This is a genomic window from Acetobacter orleanensis (genome assembly GCF_001581005.1).
Taxonomy (GTDB): domain Bacteria; phylum Pseudomonadota; class Alphaproteobacteria; order Acetobacterales; family Acetobacteraceae; genus Acetobacter; species Acetobacter orleanensis.
Genome location: NZ_LHZV01000052.1, coordinates 12,849 through 27,524 on the forward strand (window position 1 = coordinate 12,849; position 14,676 = coordinate 27,524).

14 protein-coding genes are annotated in these 14,676 nt (G+C 51.9%); 9 read left to right on the top strand and 5 right to left on the bottom strand.

Going from position 1 to position 14,676, the window contains the following annotated elements; genetic code table 11:
• Window positions 1-61: 61 nt before the first annotated feature.
• The 3 genes from AD949_RS03930 to AD949_RS03940 form a co-directional block, all read right to left on the bottom strand.
• A complete protein-coding gene (locus tag AD949_RS03930) occupies window positions 62-538 on the bottom strand; it encodes a MarR family winged helix-turn-helix transcriptional regulator (protein ID WP_244463258.1) in 477 nt (158 codons plus the stop codon).
• Between the two features lie 161 nt (window positions 539-699).
• Window positions 700-2,811 (bottom strand): PQQ-dependent dehydrogenase, methanol/ethanol family, encoded by a 2,112-nt coding sequence (locus AD949_RS03935; RefSeq protein WP_082064548.1) that lies wholly within the window; start codon window positions 2,809-2,811, stop codon window positions 700-702.
• A gap of 21 nt (window positions 2,812-2,832) precedes the next feature.
• Window positions 2,833-4,326, bottom strand: coding sequence for an aldehyde dehydrogenase family protein (locus AD949_RS03940; RefSeq protein ID WP_048834532.1), 1,494 nt, complete (start codon window positions 4,324-4,326; stop codon window positions 2,833-2,835).
• A 433-nt stretch (window positions 4,327-4,759) separates the two neighbouring features.
• On the opposite strand from AD949_RS03940, the gene AD949_RS03945 reads away from it, so the two are divergent.
• Genes AD949_RS03945 through AD949_RS03985 form a run of 9 tightly spaced genes read left to right on the top strand, consistent with a single transcriptional unit; the run spans window position 4,760 to window position 12,236 of the window.
• A complete protein-coding gene (locus tag AD949_RS03945; RefSeq protein ID WP_052944491.1) occupies window positions 4,760-5,911 on the top strand; it encodes an acyl-CoA dehydrogenase family protein in 1,152 nt (383 codons plus the stop codon).
• A 59-nt stretch (window positions 5,912-5,970) separates the two neighbouring features.
• On the top strand, window positions 5,971-7,251 hold the full coding sequence (locus AD949_RS03950; protein WP_048834545.1) for an aromatic ring-hydroxylating oxygenase subunit alpha: 1,281 nt from the start codon (window positions 5,971-5,973) through the stop codon (window positions 7,249-7,251).
• Entirely contained in the window at window positions 7,248-7,721 is a 474-nt protein-coding gene (locus tag AD949_RS03955; RefSeq protein ID WP_048834531.1) for an aromatic-ring-hydroxylating dioxygenase subunit beta, read from the top strand. The genes AD949_RS03950 and AD949_RS03955 overlap by 4 nt, the downstream gene beginning before the upstream one ends.
• The gene (locus AD949_RS03960; protein ID WP_048834530.1) at window positions 7,718-8,452 is read left to right on the top strand and encodes an SDR family NAD(P)-dependent oxidoreductase; all 735 of its coding nucleotides are present in this window, start codon (window positions 7,718-7,720) and stop codon (window positions 8,450-8,452) included. The genes AD949_RS03955 and AD949_RS03960 overlap by 4 nt, the downstream gene beginning before the upstream one ends.
• On the top strand, window positions 8,449-9,408 hold the full coding sequence (locus AD949_RS03965; RefSeq protein ID WP_048834529.1) for a PDR/VanB family oxidoreductase: 960 nt from the start codon (window positions 8,449-8,451) through the stop codon (window positions 9,406-9,408). The genes AD949_RS03960 and AD949_RS03965 overlap by 4 nt, the downstream gene beginning before the upstream one ends.
• A gap of 49 nt (window positions 9,409-9,457) precedes the next feature.
• The gene (locus AD949_RS03970) at window positions 9,458-9,940 is read left to right on the top strand and encodes a flavin reductase family protein (protein ID WP_048834528.1); all 483 of its coding nucleotides are present in this window, start codon (window positions 9,458-9,460) and stop codon (window positions 9,938-9,940) included.
• A gap of 30 nt (window positions 9,941-9,970) precedes the next feature.
• Complete coding sequence (locus AD949_RS03975) at window positions 9,971-11,236, top strand: amidase (protein ID WP_052944490.1); 1,266 nt, start codon at window positions 9,971-9,973, stop codon at window positions 11,234-11,236.
• Window positions 11,233-11,805 (top strand): nuclear transport factor 2 family protein, encoded by a 573-nt coding sequence (locus AD949_RS03980; RefSeq protein ID WP_048834527.1) that lies wholly within the window; start codon window positions 11,233-11,235, stop codon window positions 11,803-11,805. The genes AD949_RS03975 and AD949_RS03980 overlap by 4 nt, the downstream gene beginning before the upstream one ends.
• A gap of 35 nt (window positions 11,806-11,840) precedes the next feature.
• Window positions 11,841-12,236, top strand: coding sequence for a hypothetical protein (locus tag AD949_RS03985; RefSeq protein WP_082064547.1), 396 nt, complete (start codon window positions 11,841-11,843; stop codon window positions 12,234-12,236).
• Window positions 12,237-12,329: 93 nt separating this feature from the next.
• Here the strand turns inward: AD949_RS03985 and AD949_RS03990 are convergent, their stop codons facing one another.
• Both AD949_RS03990 and AD949_RS03995 read right to left on the bottom strand, forming a co-directional pair.
• Window positions 12,330-13,703 carry a short-chain fatty acid transporter gene (locus tag AD949_RS03990; protein ID WP_048834525.1) on the bottom strand — a complete coding sequence of 458 codons (1,374 nt, stop codon included), beginning with the start codon at window positions 13,701-13,703 and terminating at the stop codon, window positions 12,330-12,332.
• Window positions 13,704-13,768: 65 nt separating this feature from the next.
• Entirely contained in the window at window positions 13,769-14,602 is an 834-nt protein-coding gene (locus tag AD949_RS03995; RefSeq protein ID WP_048834524.1) for a BKACE family enzyme, read from the bottom strand.
• Window positions 14,603-14,676: the final 74 nt, after the last annotated feature.

Genomic DNA, 14,676 nt, shown 5'->3' on the forward strand with positions numbered 1-14,676 from the left:
TAGATGAGAAGCTGCTGCGTCAGAGGTGGCAGCTTCATTCACACGGTAAGAGTTGATCTTTTCAATACAGGTTGTCGTACAGTTTACGGGATGTCTTCAGGAGCATCTTGATTTCGTCGTCGTCACAGTTGTGGAAGGCGCGTTCGAAAACAAGAGAGGCAACAGACCGGATGCCTTCAAAGGTATCGCGTCCTTTATCTGTCAGTCGGACTTCTGTCACACGGCCGTCATGCTCGGAGACGGATGTGCTGGTCAGGCCTTCACTTTCCATGCGGTAGATCAGCTTGGTTGTGGTGGAAATGCGGAAAACGGCGCGCTCCGCAATTCGGCTCATGGGTGCGCAATCTTCTTCGTGCAGAATGGCCAACACACGCCAGCGAGGCATATCCATGCCAATGCGTTTGAGGTGCGTGTCCATACGCAACTGATAGAGGCCCACAAGGCGAGCAAGATGAAAGAAAGGGGAGGAATTAGCCGAAAACAGAGGGTCTTTGGGGTCCGCAGCACGCCATACTTTACTGGTCTTTTTCCTGATCACTACGGACCTCCCCACTTCAAAATCCACCTCTCCCTAGCGTCTTTAGGTTGAGGTGTGAAGTTGTCTTCTGGATGAGGTCCGGCGCGCGATTTGCATGTCGGTGACTTAATGCGTGCGCGGACAGCCTTCCTGTTTGTTGGATGGAAGACTGTCCTTGAGTATTAGTATCTCTTCTGAAGCGAAGACTGCCGGATTAAAAACTGACGGATATCCTCGATTTCCTGAGGTGTAAGAACTTTTGAAAACCCGACCATGCCAAAATTTTCAAGCACTCCGCGACTCACCACGGCCTGAAATCCGCCACGGCTGCTGAGCGCGCCGGAAGAGCGCAGATCAGGCAGAACACCGCCTGCAATGGCATTATCGCCGTGGCAGGCCATGCAGAAATTCTGGTAATAGGTATAGCCCTGCTGTGCCTGCTTCGGGTTAAAGGTTTGGGTGGTGGGGATTGGTATTTGACCAGTGCGCGTTTCTAAAGGAAGGCGTTGCTCGCCGTCCAACGCAAACACGAGTAAACGGGAATGGTTAATACCTGCGTTGTGGTAACGTGCCATTGCGCCGCCCATGAGGGGGAAGATACCACCCCAGCCCACCTCAACGGCAACATATTGGCGGCCATTGACACTATAGGTGATAGGCGGGGCGATAATTCCGCTATGAGCATCAAAATGATAGAGGCGTTTGCCGTTGCTTGCGTCGTAGGCTTCGAAACCACCCGTTGCAAGCCCTTGGAAAATAAGGTTTCCTGCCGTGGCCAACACGCCACCATTCCATGGCGTCGCATGGGGTACTGTAAACGCGACTTTGCCTGCTACTGGATCCCACGCTTCTAGCCAACCTTTCAGGCCGCTGTTGACCGCATCAACAACCTTTTGGTCATCCGGCAGGCCTGTCATGTCTATGCCGAGATTAACGCCCATTTTGTTGAGTTTGAAATTCTTTCCGGAATGGAACGGTTGCGGCATTTGCTGGGCTGGAATATAAATGTACCCAGTCTTAGGGCTATAGGCCATGGGTGCCCAGTTGTGTCCACCCAGAGAGCCGGGAATCCCCATCCAAGTTTTGCCAGTAAGGGACCACAGAGCATCCGGCACAATATTGGGGCGTCCCGTTTTGGGGTCTACACCGTCAGCCCAGTTGAGAAATGTGTAGGGTGTGGCGGAAATAAACTCTCCAGTGGCGGCATCCAAAAGATAAAAAAAGCCATTTTTGGGAGCTTGCGCGAGCAGGTGTCTCTTTTGTCCATGAATGGTCAGATCAAGAATCATCATGGGTTGTGAGGCTGTAAAGTCCCACTGATCCATAGGTGTTTCCTGAAAATGCCAAACATATTCACCTGTTTCTGGGCGAATGGCGACAATGCTGCCGAGGAAGAGATTATCGCCAATGCCGTTTGAGCGGATGCTGTAACTCCATGGAGAACCATTGCCTACACCCAGATAGACAAGGTCCGTTTCAGGGTCATAGACGATGGAATCCCATACGGTACCGCCACCGCCTGACTGAACCCAGCCCCCATTCGGGCTCCATGTCTTGTAAACCTTCTCATGCAGCACTTTGTCAGATGCGGCATTGTCGGGTTTATTGCCCGGAGCAGGGACTGTGTAAAAGCGCCACTTCAACGCACCAGTTTTTTCATCAAAGCCGGAGACAAATCCACGGGCACCAAATTCTGAACCACCATTTCCGATAATGACAATGCCCTTGGCAATGCGGGGCGCGCCGGTAATGGTATAGGAGCGGATTCCACCTAGCGTTGCATTTTCTGGAATGGTGTTAACGCTCCAGAGCAAATGCCCTGTTTTTGCATCCAGAGCCTGAAGGCGTCCGTCATAAGTGCCGATAAAGATGCGACCGTCAGAATAGGCAGCACCCCTGTTGGCTGTATCGCAACACCCACGGACAGCAGCATTGCCGGGAACCCGTGGGTCATATTGCCATAAGACCTCTCCTGTATCGGCTTTAAGTGCCTCAACCCTACTCCAGCTTGTGGTGGCATACATGATTCCACCAATAACCAGAGGTGTCCCCTCCTGACCACGGAGTGCATCAAGGTTCTGATACCATGCCAGACCAAGGCGCGAGACAGTTTGCGTGTTGATCTGGTCCAGTGTGCTGAAGCGTTGCTCAGACGTTGTCAGGCCATGCAGGGGCCAGTCACTACTGGGCGCTGTGGGCTGTGCAACCGCAACTGAGGTGCCAGCACACAGAGCAAGAGTTGTGCCCAGACCTGAAAGACGACGCCACGCAGAAAATGAAAGAGGGCGACGCATGATGGGATTGACCCTTATTGATTAGTGACGGATGCAGACTGCTTTTGTTTCGGTGAAAGCATCCAGCCAGTTTGTGCCGAAATCCTTGCCCACTCCCGAATTTTTCACACCGCCAAACGGCATGTTCGGGTCAATCATAACGTGGCTGTTGACCCATACAGTCCCTGCTTCCATGCGTGGGGGCAGGTCCATGGCCTGCGACAGGCTGCGGGTCCAGACGCTGGCAGCCAGACCAAACTCACAATCATTGGCCAGTGCGAGTCCCTCTTCGGCGCTTTCAACGCGGGTGAGCGTCATGACAGGCCCGAATACTTCTTCACGCACGAGTTTGAGGGATGGCTTAGGGTTGAGAATAATGGCTGGACGGACGTAGAAGCCACTCGTATCCGGCGGTTCCTGCCCCCACAGAATATCAGCACCGGCTGCCATGGCATCTTGCAGATAGTTCTGAACTTTTGCCTGATGAGCGCGAGAAGCCAGAGGATTAATCTGGGTCGTCTCATCCAGCCCCGGTCCAATTTTCATGCTTGAAAGAGCAGTATGCAGCCCTGCTGCGATGGTATCGAACAGCGGACCTTCAATATAAACACGAGAGCAGGCCGCGCAGACCTGCCCCTGATTCATAAACCCTGCGATTGCAAGGCCTGAAATGACAAGGTCAGGGTCAGCATCAGCCAGAACCAGAGCAGGGTTTTTCCCGCCGAGTTCGAGAGACAGGCGTGTGAGCCGATCTGCTGTGACGGTCGCAATATGTTTGCCAACCGGGGTAGAGCCGGTGAAGCTGATTTTAGCAATTTTTGGGTGACGTACCAGTGCTTCTCCCGTCGTTGTGCCAGCACCTGTCACAACATTGAAAACTCCGTCCGGCACACCGGCCTCTGTTGCCAGATGAGCGAGGTAGAGCAAGGAGAGAGGCGTTGTATCAGCGGGTTTGGCAACAACGGAACAACCTGCGGCCAGCGCTGGCAAAACCTTCCAGACTGCTATGATCAGGGGAAAGTTCCACGGTACAATACCAGCCACCACACCCACCGGCTCTTTACGAGTCATGGCGGTGTAGCGGGCTCCGGGAGGAATGGGAATCGAAACATCAAGAGTCTGACCAGTTATTTTTGTGGAAAGACCCGCGACATACCGAATCCAATTACAGGCTCCGCCTGCTTCAAGAATACGGGAGAGAACGATAGACTGCCCTTGTTCGAGCGTTTCAAGTTGAGACAGGATTTCCGAATCTCGTTCAACCAGAGTGGCGAGTTTGAGAAGAGTGGCCTCGCGCTCACAAGGGGAGAGTTTGCGCCACGAACCAGAAGTAAACGCCTGATGGGCGGAGGTTACGGCGCGGTCAACATCACTCTCCGTCGCATCGGGTACGGAGCTGATTTTCTGGCCTGTGGCAGGATTATAAACTGCCAATCTGTTTGTGCCATGTGATGGGGTGTAGCGGCCATCAATATAAAGGTGATGAGCCTGCTCAATAAACGCCTGCACGGCGGGCAGAATGGAAATTTCAGGCATGACGCAACCTTTCTGTAAGGGGTGATGATAAAGTTTGAAGCTGTCGCACCTATATTTGTATCGTATTTATAACGATATTAAGCGTTATAAGTCGATATTTCAAGCGAATATTTAGGTGATAATGACTTCATTTTTTCGTGTGGGGGAAGTCTAAAAAATATTTTCTATATTTTGGAAAACGAAAACGTGAACAAAAATTTGCTATTAAAACAATAGTATTATTGGGTAGAAACTGAAAAAAATTAGTGATTTCCGTGTTTTAGAGAGACTGGTTCTGCGGTTAAGAATGCACCCTGAATGTGGCGAATATTTACTTGAAAAAGATAGTAATATGACTTACGAAAAATGAGGGCACGGAGCACATTGTGCCGGATTGTATGGATGAACTTAAGGGGCAGAATACCTGTTCCCGTGACTGATCGAGACTATACAGATGCTTAATGATTCTCCCCGGGTGGCAGAAGTGTTTCTGGAAGGCGGTGTGCTTGAAGAGGCACTGGCGATCATTCGGAAAAATGCCCTTGAATATCGCGTCATGCGTCGGATCCCTCAGGATATAGTTGATAGGTTTCGAAGGCTTGGTGTTTATCGTGCTCTGGTGCTCAAGCAATTCGGTGGACTTGAGGTCAGTCCTGCTGAGTTTCTGGAACTGATAGAAGCGATAGCTGAGGCGGATGCCTCGTGTGGTTGGGTGGCAAGCTTTGGTGTCTCGGCCACATATCTGGCCGCATTGCCTTTGGACACGCTGCGTAAGCTGTACGGTGATGGACCGGATGTTGTGTTTGCCGGCGCCATTTTCCCGCCGCAGAAGGTGCAGCAGGGTGATGGTGGGTTTGTTGTCAGTGGCCGCTGGCCCTACGCAAGCGGGTGCACAGGCGCATCGGTGATTGGTGTGGGGATTGCGGTTGATGGTGAGGGCGGCGGCCTACCACGGACTGCTGTTATGCCGGCTTCGGCTGTCACCATTGATGAAACATGGAATACACTGGGGCTGAGTGCCACGGGCAGCCATGATGTGGTCGTCGAAAATGTCTTTGTTTCTGAAGATTGGACGTTCACCCGCGGTGGCAAACCGACCATCGAGAATCCTCTTTACGAGTATCCGTCTCTAGGTTTTGCGGCACAGGTTTTGAGCGTGGTTGGTTTGGGATGCGCCCGGCGTGCGCTGAATGAGGTGCGCGTTATGGGGGAACGTCGTTCCATAACCGGGGCTCCTGCGCTGGGGGACCGTCCTTATGTGCAGATGCTGGTGGGGGAGGCTGAAGCCGAACTGAACGCCGCCCGTGCATTTTTCTATGACGTGACACGAAAAGTCTGGGCACTCCTGTGTGCGGGTGAAACTCCGACGGAAGCGGATGCCAATGCCGTGCGTCTTGCCGCAACGCATGCTGCTCAGGCGTCTTTTTCGGTTGCGCAGAAGTGTTTTTCCATTGGCGGGATCGCCGCAGTACAGGTCGATCATATTCTTGGGCGTTGCCTGCAAGACTGCGCTGTTGTGGCACAGCACGCGTTTATGGCTCCGGGGAATTATGAGGCGGCCGGAAAGGTCGGGCTCGGCCGTGGCGGTCGCCCCGGTTACCCCTGACAGAGCATAAGACTTAATACGTCCAAAACCCCGGATTGTACAGAATGAGGATGAAAACAATGACGCTTCTTCCAGACCCCGCCTCCTTGGTGAATGAGGACCGCGCAGACGGTTCCATTTACAATAATGCTTTGCTGTATGACATGGAAATGGACCGCATTTTTAAGCGGAACTGGATATGGGTTGCGCATCGGAGCGATCTGCCTGATCCGGGAAGCTTCATCACCACGTTTGTTGGCCAGCATCCCGTTATCGTCTCGCGTGACCGCAAGGGTGAGGTGCATGTGCTCCTGAACCGTTGCCGCCATCGCGGAGCAACGGTGTGTGAACATAAAAGTGGGAAAGCCGCCAGCTTTGTGTGCCCCTATCATGGTTGGGCATACGGGCAGGATGGGGCTTTGCGCGCAGTGCCGCAGCCTAAAGGCTATGGGGATAGCTTGGATAAGAGCAAACTTCCGCTCGTTTCCCTGCGTGTAGAAGACTATAACGGCATGATTTTTGCGACGTTCAATGCAGATATCATGCCGCTTGATGAATGGCTCGGCCCTGCAAAAATCTGGATTGACCTGTTCATGAAGCAGGGTGCTGGCTGGCCCATTAAAACCATGGGAGAACATAAATTCACGTTCCCCGGAAACTGGAAAATTCAGCTAGAAAACACAACAGACGCTTACCATTTCCCAATTGTTCATAAATCTTTTCTGGATTCTGTGGACAATCAAACCCAGAATATTTTTGACTTTGTTGAAGGCGACGGGTTTGTCGAGGATCTTGGAAATGGCCACTCCGTTATGGTCATGATCCCGGAGTTGGTGGATCTGGAAGAAAACCTTGATGCCCCTATTCCTGAAAGATTCCAGAAACTTGCAGAGGCACTCTCAAAAGACTATCCGCCTGAAAAAGTAAGGCAGATTGTGCGCGCTGTTGGCGGCTCGGGTTTCAACCTTAACCTCTATCCCAATGTGGCCTGCTCAATGGCCTTTTTCCGCGTGCTGCGTCCGCTTGCTGTTGATGAAACGGAAATTCGTCATATTGCCATTGGTATGGATGGCGGGCCGGAAATAGCGAATGAAGTGCGTCTTCGGTTGCATGAGCATTTTCAGGGGCCATTGGGTTTTGGGACGCCGGACGATTCTGAAGCATGGGACCGCGTGCAGCGTGGTGCGTTGGCCGGGTATAACATCGACATTCTCCTCAACCGTGGTCTGGAGCATGAAGCCAAACGTGAAAGCGGGCTGCTTTTTAGCGATGTAACGGCCGAGACGGGTATGCGGGCTGCATACAGGCAGTGGCTGACTGACATGACTTGCGAAACTGCTATTGAGGAGGCAGCACAATGAGCATTACTCTCGCCGATGCCATTGAGTTCATCACGCTTGAAGCTGATATGCTTGATTACGGCCAGTTTAAGGAGTGGCTGTCTCTTTACACCCCTGATGGTCTCTACATCGTTCCGATTGATCCTGATGCGGACGATTATCAGAAGAAGCTTAATTACGCGTATGATAACGCGGAAATGCGCCAGAACCGCGTGACGCGGCTGCTGAGTGGCCGAGCGATTTCCGCAATGCCACCGGCTCATACCGTGCGCTTGCTCGGGCGTTACCGGATGCTGGAAACCGATGAGACGAAATGTATTGTACGATGTGCCCAGATGCTGACGGAAATGCGGCAGGGGCGTGAGCGCTATTACTCGGCAAATGTGACGTTCCATCTGGTAAAAACGGATGATGGTCTAAAAATTGACCGTAAAATCATCTGTCTTCTCACGTCGACTGAGGCTCTGACGACTGTGAGTTACATTCTGTGAAGCCGGTAGCGCTCATTACCGGTAGCGGGAAGGGGCTGGGTGCTTGCATCGCGCAGCATTTGGCTTCTGAAGGCTATAAGGTCGTTATTGCTGATATTGACGGTGTTCAGGCCAAAAAAACAGCACAACTCATTGGGGAGGATGCTATGAGCATCACCCTTGATGTGTCCTCCGAAGACGCTGTTGAAAAGGCTCTTGATACGGTCGAGCAGCAGTGGGGTTTGCCTTGGCTTCTGGTCAATAATGCCGCCATCATGAAAGCGGAGAAAGTGCTCGAAATCAGCATGGGCACGTTTGACAGCATCATGGCAGTGAACTTGCGCGGCACCTTTCTGCTCAGTCAGCGATTTGCCCGGCGGCTGCGTGCAGCGGACAAAAAGGGGCGAATTGTCAATATCGGCTCTCTGGCGGGGCAGAATGGCGGCACCGCAACAGGCGCACATTATGCTGCGTCCAAAGGGGCTGTGCATACGCTCACCAAGGTCTTTGCAAGGGATCTGGCACCTCACGGCATTACGGTTAACGCCATAGCTCCGGGTCCGCTTGATCTGCCTTCAGTTGCAGAAACCATCGGTGTGGAAAATGCGAAGCGGGCATTTGCCAGTTTACCCACGGGTGAACCCGGACGCCCGGAAACAGTGGCCCGTATGGTTGTTGAAATGGCCCGTCCGGATGCAGGCGCCATGACTGGCTCTATCGTTGATATTAATAGCGGACTTTACATGCGATGACAGACAGACAGGTTCCGCAGCCTTTTGCGGTTAAAGTGAGCAGTGTTGAACAACTTGGTGACGTACTGTCGTTTTCCGTAAGCATGCCTGATTCCTCTCCAATGCCAGAGTGGGAAGCGGGAGCGCATGTGGACCTCTTTTTGGGTGACGATCTGATTCGCCAATACTCTCTATGTGGTAACCCGGCTGATCGGTCATGTTATAAAATGGCGGTTCTGCTAGAGCCTGCTTCACGCGGTGGTTCAAAAGCTGTCCATGAGACGGTGCGCCTTGGCGAGACCTTGACGATAGGTCCGCCGCGCAATCTCTTTCCGCTTATGAAGGATGGTACTTACGCCGTGCTGGTTGGCGGGGGTATTGGTATTACGCCTTTGATTGCCATGGCGTATGAACTGCATGATCGCGGCACATCTTTTACGCTGCATTATGCTGCGCGTAGCACTGTTTTTGCGCCATTGCTGTCCACGTTGCCGTTTGCAGCGTCTGTTGTGGTGCATGATTGCAGCAAGCCTGAGACAGCCTTGTTTCCGGCCGGCACTGCGCTGGGGAGCGTGTCGAATAAAAGTGATACGCATGTTTATACCTGTGGTCCGGCAGGCCTGATGGATGCGGTTTTTACTGCGGGTGAAACACTAGGCTACGCTAAATCTCATCTGCATCGTGAAGCCTTTTCTGCCGAGCCAGTTGTCGGCGGGAATGGGTTTGAGGTTCTAGCGGCAAAATCAGGCGTTCGGGTTGAGGTCAAACCCGATGAAACTATTGTTGCCGCATTCAGACGCGCCGGGGTGAAGGTAAAAGTGAGTTGTGAGCAGGGGATTTGCGGAAGCTGCGTCGTGAGTGTTCTGGAAGGTGAGCCAGATCATCGGGATGAGTATCTGACGGACGATGAGCGGAGTGACCAGATTGCCCTGTGCTGTTCGCGGTCCTTCTCTCCTCTTCTTGTTGTTGATCTCTGAAATCTGATCGAACGTCCAGAAACGGCGTTATCAGCAAAGGAATAAACCTATGACAATGGTCACATCTGACGCATTCCGTAATGCTATGGCGCATTTTGCCACCGGAGTTGCTGTTGTGACGGCGCGTGGTGCGGAGGGCGAATGCGGCGCGACAATCAGTGCATTCAGTTCGGTTTCTCTTGACCCTCTGACATTACTGATCTGCTTGCACCATAAAAGTGCGACGTGCCGTGCTATTGAGGAAAGTGGCACATTTGGGATTAGTATTCTCCGTAGCAACCAGAAAGATATGGCCATGTATTTTGCTGGTAAATCTGACGGAAAATCTTTCGGAGAATATTGCGTAAAACATGAGAGCGGGAATTTTTTTGTTAAAGATGCTCTCGTGCATATTGGCGTGAATGTTGTCGAAACGCTGCGCGGTGGCACGCATGAAATCTTTCTTGCGCAACCATTAAGCATAGATTTCCACCCTGATCAGAGTAGCCAACCGCTGGTGTATTTCCGCGGAGCGTTCGACCTGGCTGCGTAATTTTTTATCCTATCTTGAGAAAGACAGATCATGACCCAGCCACAGATAACACAGCAGGATCATGCAGCCGCTCTTATCCGGCGTCTTGAAACATGCGAGCCGAGCCTTAAAGCGTTTACGGCGTATGACCCTGTGCGTATTCGTGCAGATGCTGACAGTGCGGGTAGCGGGCCGCTCAGTGGGCTAAGCGTAGGTGTAAAGGATATTATCGATCTGGGTGGGTATGTAACCGGGCACGGATCGCCTATTTATGATGGAAACTACACCCGCACCGATGCTGCTTGTGTCACGCAACTTCGGAATGCAGGGGCTCTCTGTGCTGGCAAAACAGTCACAACCGAGTTTGCATTTTTCCGCCCCGGCCCAACGGTTAACCCTCATGCGACTGCCCGCACGCCCGGTGGCTCGTCCTCCGGTTCCGCCGCGGCTGTGGCGGCCGGGGTTATTGATATCGGGCTTGCGTCTCAGACAGCAGCATCGCTCACACGACCGGCTTCCTACTGTGGTGTTGTGGGTTTCAAACCCAGTTATGGGCGGTACGCTGCGGCCGGCGTGAAAAGCCTCGCGCCGTCTTTTGATACGCTTGGCACGATTACGCGCGATGTTGCTACGGCCGCCCTTGCTGATGCCGTTTTGAAAGGCCCTGTTGCCGCGCCAGTTGCATTCACGCCAGAAAAGCCGGAACGCATTTTACTTTGCCTTACTCCTCACTGGAATGAGGCTGAGGAGTGCACGCGGAATGCCGTGGAAAAGGCCGCAACTCTTCTCGGTGAGAAAGTGCCCGTCGCAGAGCTTGACATGCGTGCTTTTAAAGACGCGGCAACACTGCACGTTACAATTATGAGTTATGAAGCCTCGCAAGCGCTGGGCTGGGAATATACGCATAAACGAGACCAGCTTAGCCAGCAGATTACGGGCCTGTTGGATGCCGGACAGAAAATTTCTTATGCAGCGTATCGTGCCGCGCTGGAGCAGGCGCATGCGCTCCGAGAGGCTCTGTCCGCCCTTATAACGCCCGGCACTGTGTTGCTAGCACCCGCGGCACCGGGGGAAGCCCCTTTGATGACAGAGGGCACGGGAAGCCCCATTTTTAGCAGACTATGGACGTTGCTGCGTTTGCCAACAGTCACATTACCCGGCCTGACCGGAGTGAAGGGTCTGCCGGTTGGTGTCCAGTTGCTCGCCGGTTTAGGGGAGGACGCAGAACTTCTGAACTATTCCGGTTGGGCGGAAACACTCTTACCTCGTCTGCCCAAACCGGGCCTGTATGCAGCGTGTAGGGAGGAAATACGATGACTGTGAATGAAGCAGAACTCGCCAAAAAACTGGTCGCTCTGGAACAGCGCATACAGGTGCTGGAAGCAGAAGCAGATATTAGGCGTATTCAGGCACGCTACATGTTTTTGTGTGATACGCCATGCCCGGAAGCTGGCGTTAAAGATGATGCGGCGCGCATTGATCTGATTATGGACCTCTATACTGAGGATGCCATATGGGAAGGCGTTGGCGAATATTACGACAACCAGTTTGGTCGTTGTGTTGGTAAAGCCGCTATACGCAAGCATTTTCAGGGGTTTTGGTGTAAAGAGCGTGACCCGGCCCTGTTGTTAAATGCACATTATCTGACGTCTGAGCAGATTCATGTGCATGGAGACGAAGCAGATGGGCAGTGGATTCATTGTCAGCCGTGGGTTTTCTCGGACGGTACATCGCTCCTGCGCTCCAGTCGTCTGAACAACCTGTTCCGTAAGGTTGACGGGGTGTGGAAAATTTCCAGAACACGCACAGAAAATGTGTTTGTGGCGCCTTTGGCGGCAGGGTGGGTTGAAAGTATGCCGACTTACTCCGTGCTTATGAAAAAATAACGCAATAACTGGATAGTATGATAAGGAAATCGCTCATGGATATAATAGCTGCTGCGCGCAAAGAAATTATAGACCTGCATGTTCTGCTACAGAACTGGTTTTGTGGAGAAGGCGTGGTCGAGCCACAGGCTATTCTTGACCATTTCACCCCTGACTATCAGATGGTTGGAGCGGCGGGTCGTCCAATCTCTCGAGAGGCGTTTGCGGGGGCACTTCCCAAGCTGTTCGGCTCCCGGCCGGGGCTCGTAATGGAAATCGAGGATGTGGCCGTCATCGCGTCTTTTAAAGACGGGCATTTGGTAACGTACAAAGAAATTCAGACACAGAATGGAAACCGCAATGAGCGCTGGTCTGTTGTGATGTTCCGAACAGGATCCGCCCAGCAGGCGTTATTGTGGCAGTATTTGCAGGAAACATTTCTGGCCATCTAAACTGGCCATCTAAAGAAGAGACTTCTTTAGATTTCTAATAGTGCGTGGCCTCCTCGGCCACGCTTTTTTTGTCTCATTCATGGTTGGACAGTTTTATCCGAGCAGCAGCACTGAAATCGAACAGACAAGAAGTGAGATGATGAATGTGATGGAAGTAAAAGCCATGACACGTTGAATACCTATCCCGGCAATAGCGACAATGGGAACGGCCCAGAATGGCTGGAGCATATTGGCAACGTTTTCTGCTATCGCCACGCCCATAATGACGTGAGGGATTGACGCATGCAGACTGAGTGCTGCGGGCACGACGAAGGGGCCCTGCACAGCCCAGTGACCGCCTGCGCTGGGAACCAGAAAAGTAATAATGAGAGAACTGATAAAGCTCCAGAAAGGAAGCGTCTGCGCGGATGCAATATGTACGAAAAAGACTGAAATAATCCCTGCTAGCCCCGTTGCCGTCATGATACCCATGATTCCGCCGTAAAATGGAAACTGAAGCAGAATGGGCCCTGTTTGGGCTATGGCTTCCTTGACGGCGTTTACATAAGAGACGGGGCGTTTCTGAAGCAGAAGACCGACGATCAGAAAACTCAAAATTAAACTATCGATATCAAAACCAAATCCATGTTCGTGCCAGTGCAGACCAAGTGCTCCAAAAGCAAAAAAGGCGATAGCAAATGAAAGAACGGATGAATATTCAACAGCAGTGCGTGGAGACCATGTGACAGGGGAAGAAGTCTTCTCTGCGTCTATGATAAAAGCGTCCGTGTCCAGATAAACAGATTGAGAGGCCGGAGGGCAAAAATATGGAAAAATTAATGCTGAACAGAGAACCGTAAGAACCGTTGGGATGACAGTAAAACCGGAAAAAAGAGAGTCTTTGAGGGGCACTATTTGGCCTGTCAACTGCTCAACAATATTCATTGGATTTCCGTGGGTCGCCTGAGACAGAGCAATAGAACTGGAGAGACCGGAGTTGCACAGCCACCACGCGGTATAACCACAAGCAACCAGCCAGCCATAATCAACCTTGATCTGTCGGGCGATTTCTCTCGCAACAAACGCCCCGACAACTAGCCCCAGTCCCCAATTCAACCATGTTGCGGGAACAACAAGAGCATACATCAGCATAACCGCTTGGCGCGGTGTCGTGACCCACGTTACAAGGTGACTCAATGCTCTCCGGACAGGTCGGGAGCTGGCTACGGCGTGCCCCGTGACGAGGATAAGCATCATCTGGAATGCAAAAGCCACAATCTTGAACGCGCCGCTATACCATGCATTTAGAATATCGGCTGGGGTGCCGTGTGGTGCCAGCCCCATGGCGAGAGCGGCTGTTACAAAAGTCAGCAATAACGCGATAACAAAAGGATCTGGCATATAGCGGTCAAAAAAAATCACACACCATTTAACCAGTGCACGTTGAATGGCATTTTGACCGATATTATCGTCTACTTTTTTTTGCATGGTCGTTCACTCGAGAAACAAGGGCCTGAGATAAGCCGATGGCACAAAGGATGGATGTGAGGTGATCAAACCGTTTGCTGTAAATGCAAGATTTTGCGTGCTTCACTAGGTGAGGCAGGGTAACGACCGTGATTTGCCAGAGCCTCTCGTGCCATGCGCACGAGTTCGGCATTGCTGGATGCCAGTTGATGCTGTGTTATGCGAATATTGTCTTCCATACCTGTCCGCACCCCATCTGCCCCGCGGCTCAGCGCCCAGTTCATGACGGGCAACTGGAACCGACCTATCCCGGCGGCATTCCATGTTGCATGCGGTAAAATACGTTCTTTTTCGGCAAGGAGAATATCCAGCAAATGTTCTTCTGCTGGCATTGCATTTTTTATACCGAGGACAAACTGAATATGAGGATGATCCTTCATTAAGCCCTCATCAATCAGACGTCGTGCTCCATGAAGATGGGAAAGATCGAAAATCTCGATTTCTGGCGCAATGCCATAATTGCGCATGGAAGATGCGAGCGTAGTAACGAGAGATGCGTCATTTTCATACACGATACTAGGGAAATTGACGGAACCTGTTGAAAGTGAGGCCATATCAGGCTTCAGGAATAGCGAACTTCCTCGCGCTGTTGCATCTCTTCCACGTCCACCTGTTGAAAACTGAATAATCATGCCCGGACAGTGCCGTACTACGCCTTCTTGAACCGCCTGAAAAAGATCAGGATTAGATGAGGATGTTTCATCTGGATTCCTGACATGGATATGTACCAATGAAGCACCCGCTTCAAATGCTTCATGTGTCGATTCAATTTGCTCTGATGGGGTAATGGGCACAGCAGGATTATCAGATTTTCTTGGGAGAGAGCCTGTTATAGCGACGGTAATAATGGCAGGACGCATGGGGATTTTCCCTTCTTTTATGCCTGTTAGTTAGCGTTTCTGTTTAAAGAAGCAGGAGGGCTATGGCAGCAAGA

Excerpts from the sequence above, each read along its gene's own strand:
- AD949_RS03935 (WP_082064548.1), bottom strand. The coding sequence starts at position 2,811 with ATGCGTCGCCCTCTTTCATTTTCTGCGTGGCGTCGTCTTTCAGGTCTG.
- AD949_RS03940 (WP_048834532.1), bottom strand. The coding sequence starts at position 4,326 with ATGCCTGAAATTTCCATTCTGCCCGCCGTGCAGGCGTTTATTGAGCAG.
- AD949_RS03945 (WP_052944491.1), top strand. The coding sequence starts at position 4,760 with ATGCTTAATGATTCTCCCCGGGTGGCAGAAGTGTTTCTGGAAGGCGGT.
- AD949_RS03950 (WP_048834545.1), top strand. The coding sequence starts at position 5,971 with ATGACGCTTCTTCCAGACCCCGCCTCCTTGGTGAATGAGGACCGCGCA.
- AD949_RS03955 (WP_048834531.1), top strand. The coding sequence starts at position 7,248 with ATGAGCATTACTCTCGCCGATGCCATTGAGTTCATCACGCTTGAAGCT.
- AD949_RS03965 (WP_048834529.1), top strand. The coding sequence starts at position 8,449 with ATGACAGACAGACAGGTTCCGCAGCCTTTTGCGGTTAAAGTGAGCAGT.
- AD949_RS03970 (WP_048834528.1), top strand. The coding sequence starts at position 9,458 with ATGACAATGGTCACATCTGACGCATTCCGTAATGCTATGGCGCATTTT.
- AD949_RS03975 (WP_052944490.1), top strand. The coding sequence starts at position 9,971 with ATGACCCAGCCACAGATAACACAGCAGGATCATGCAGCCGCTCTTATC.
- AD949_RS03980 (WP_048834527.1), top strand. The coding sequence starts at position 11,233 with ATGACTGTGAATGAAGCAGAACTCGCCAAAAAACTGGTCGCTCTGGAA.
- AD949_RS03985 (WP_082064547.1), top strand. The coding sequence starts at position 11,841 with ATGGATATAATAGCTGCTGCGCGCAAAGAAATTATAGACCTGCATGTT.
- AD949_RS03990 (WP_048834525.1), bottom strand. The coding sequence starts at position 13,703 with ATGCAAAAAAAAGTAGACGATAATATCGGTCAAAATGCCATTCAACGT.
- AD949_RS03995 (WP_048834524.1), bottom strand. The coding sequence starts at position 14,602 with ATGCGTCCTGCCATTATTACCGTCGCTATAACAGGCTCTCTCCCAAGA.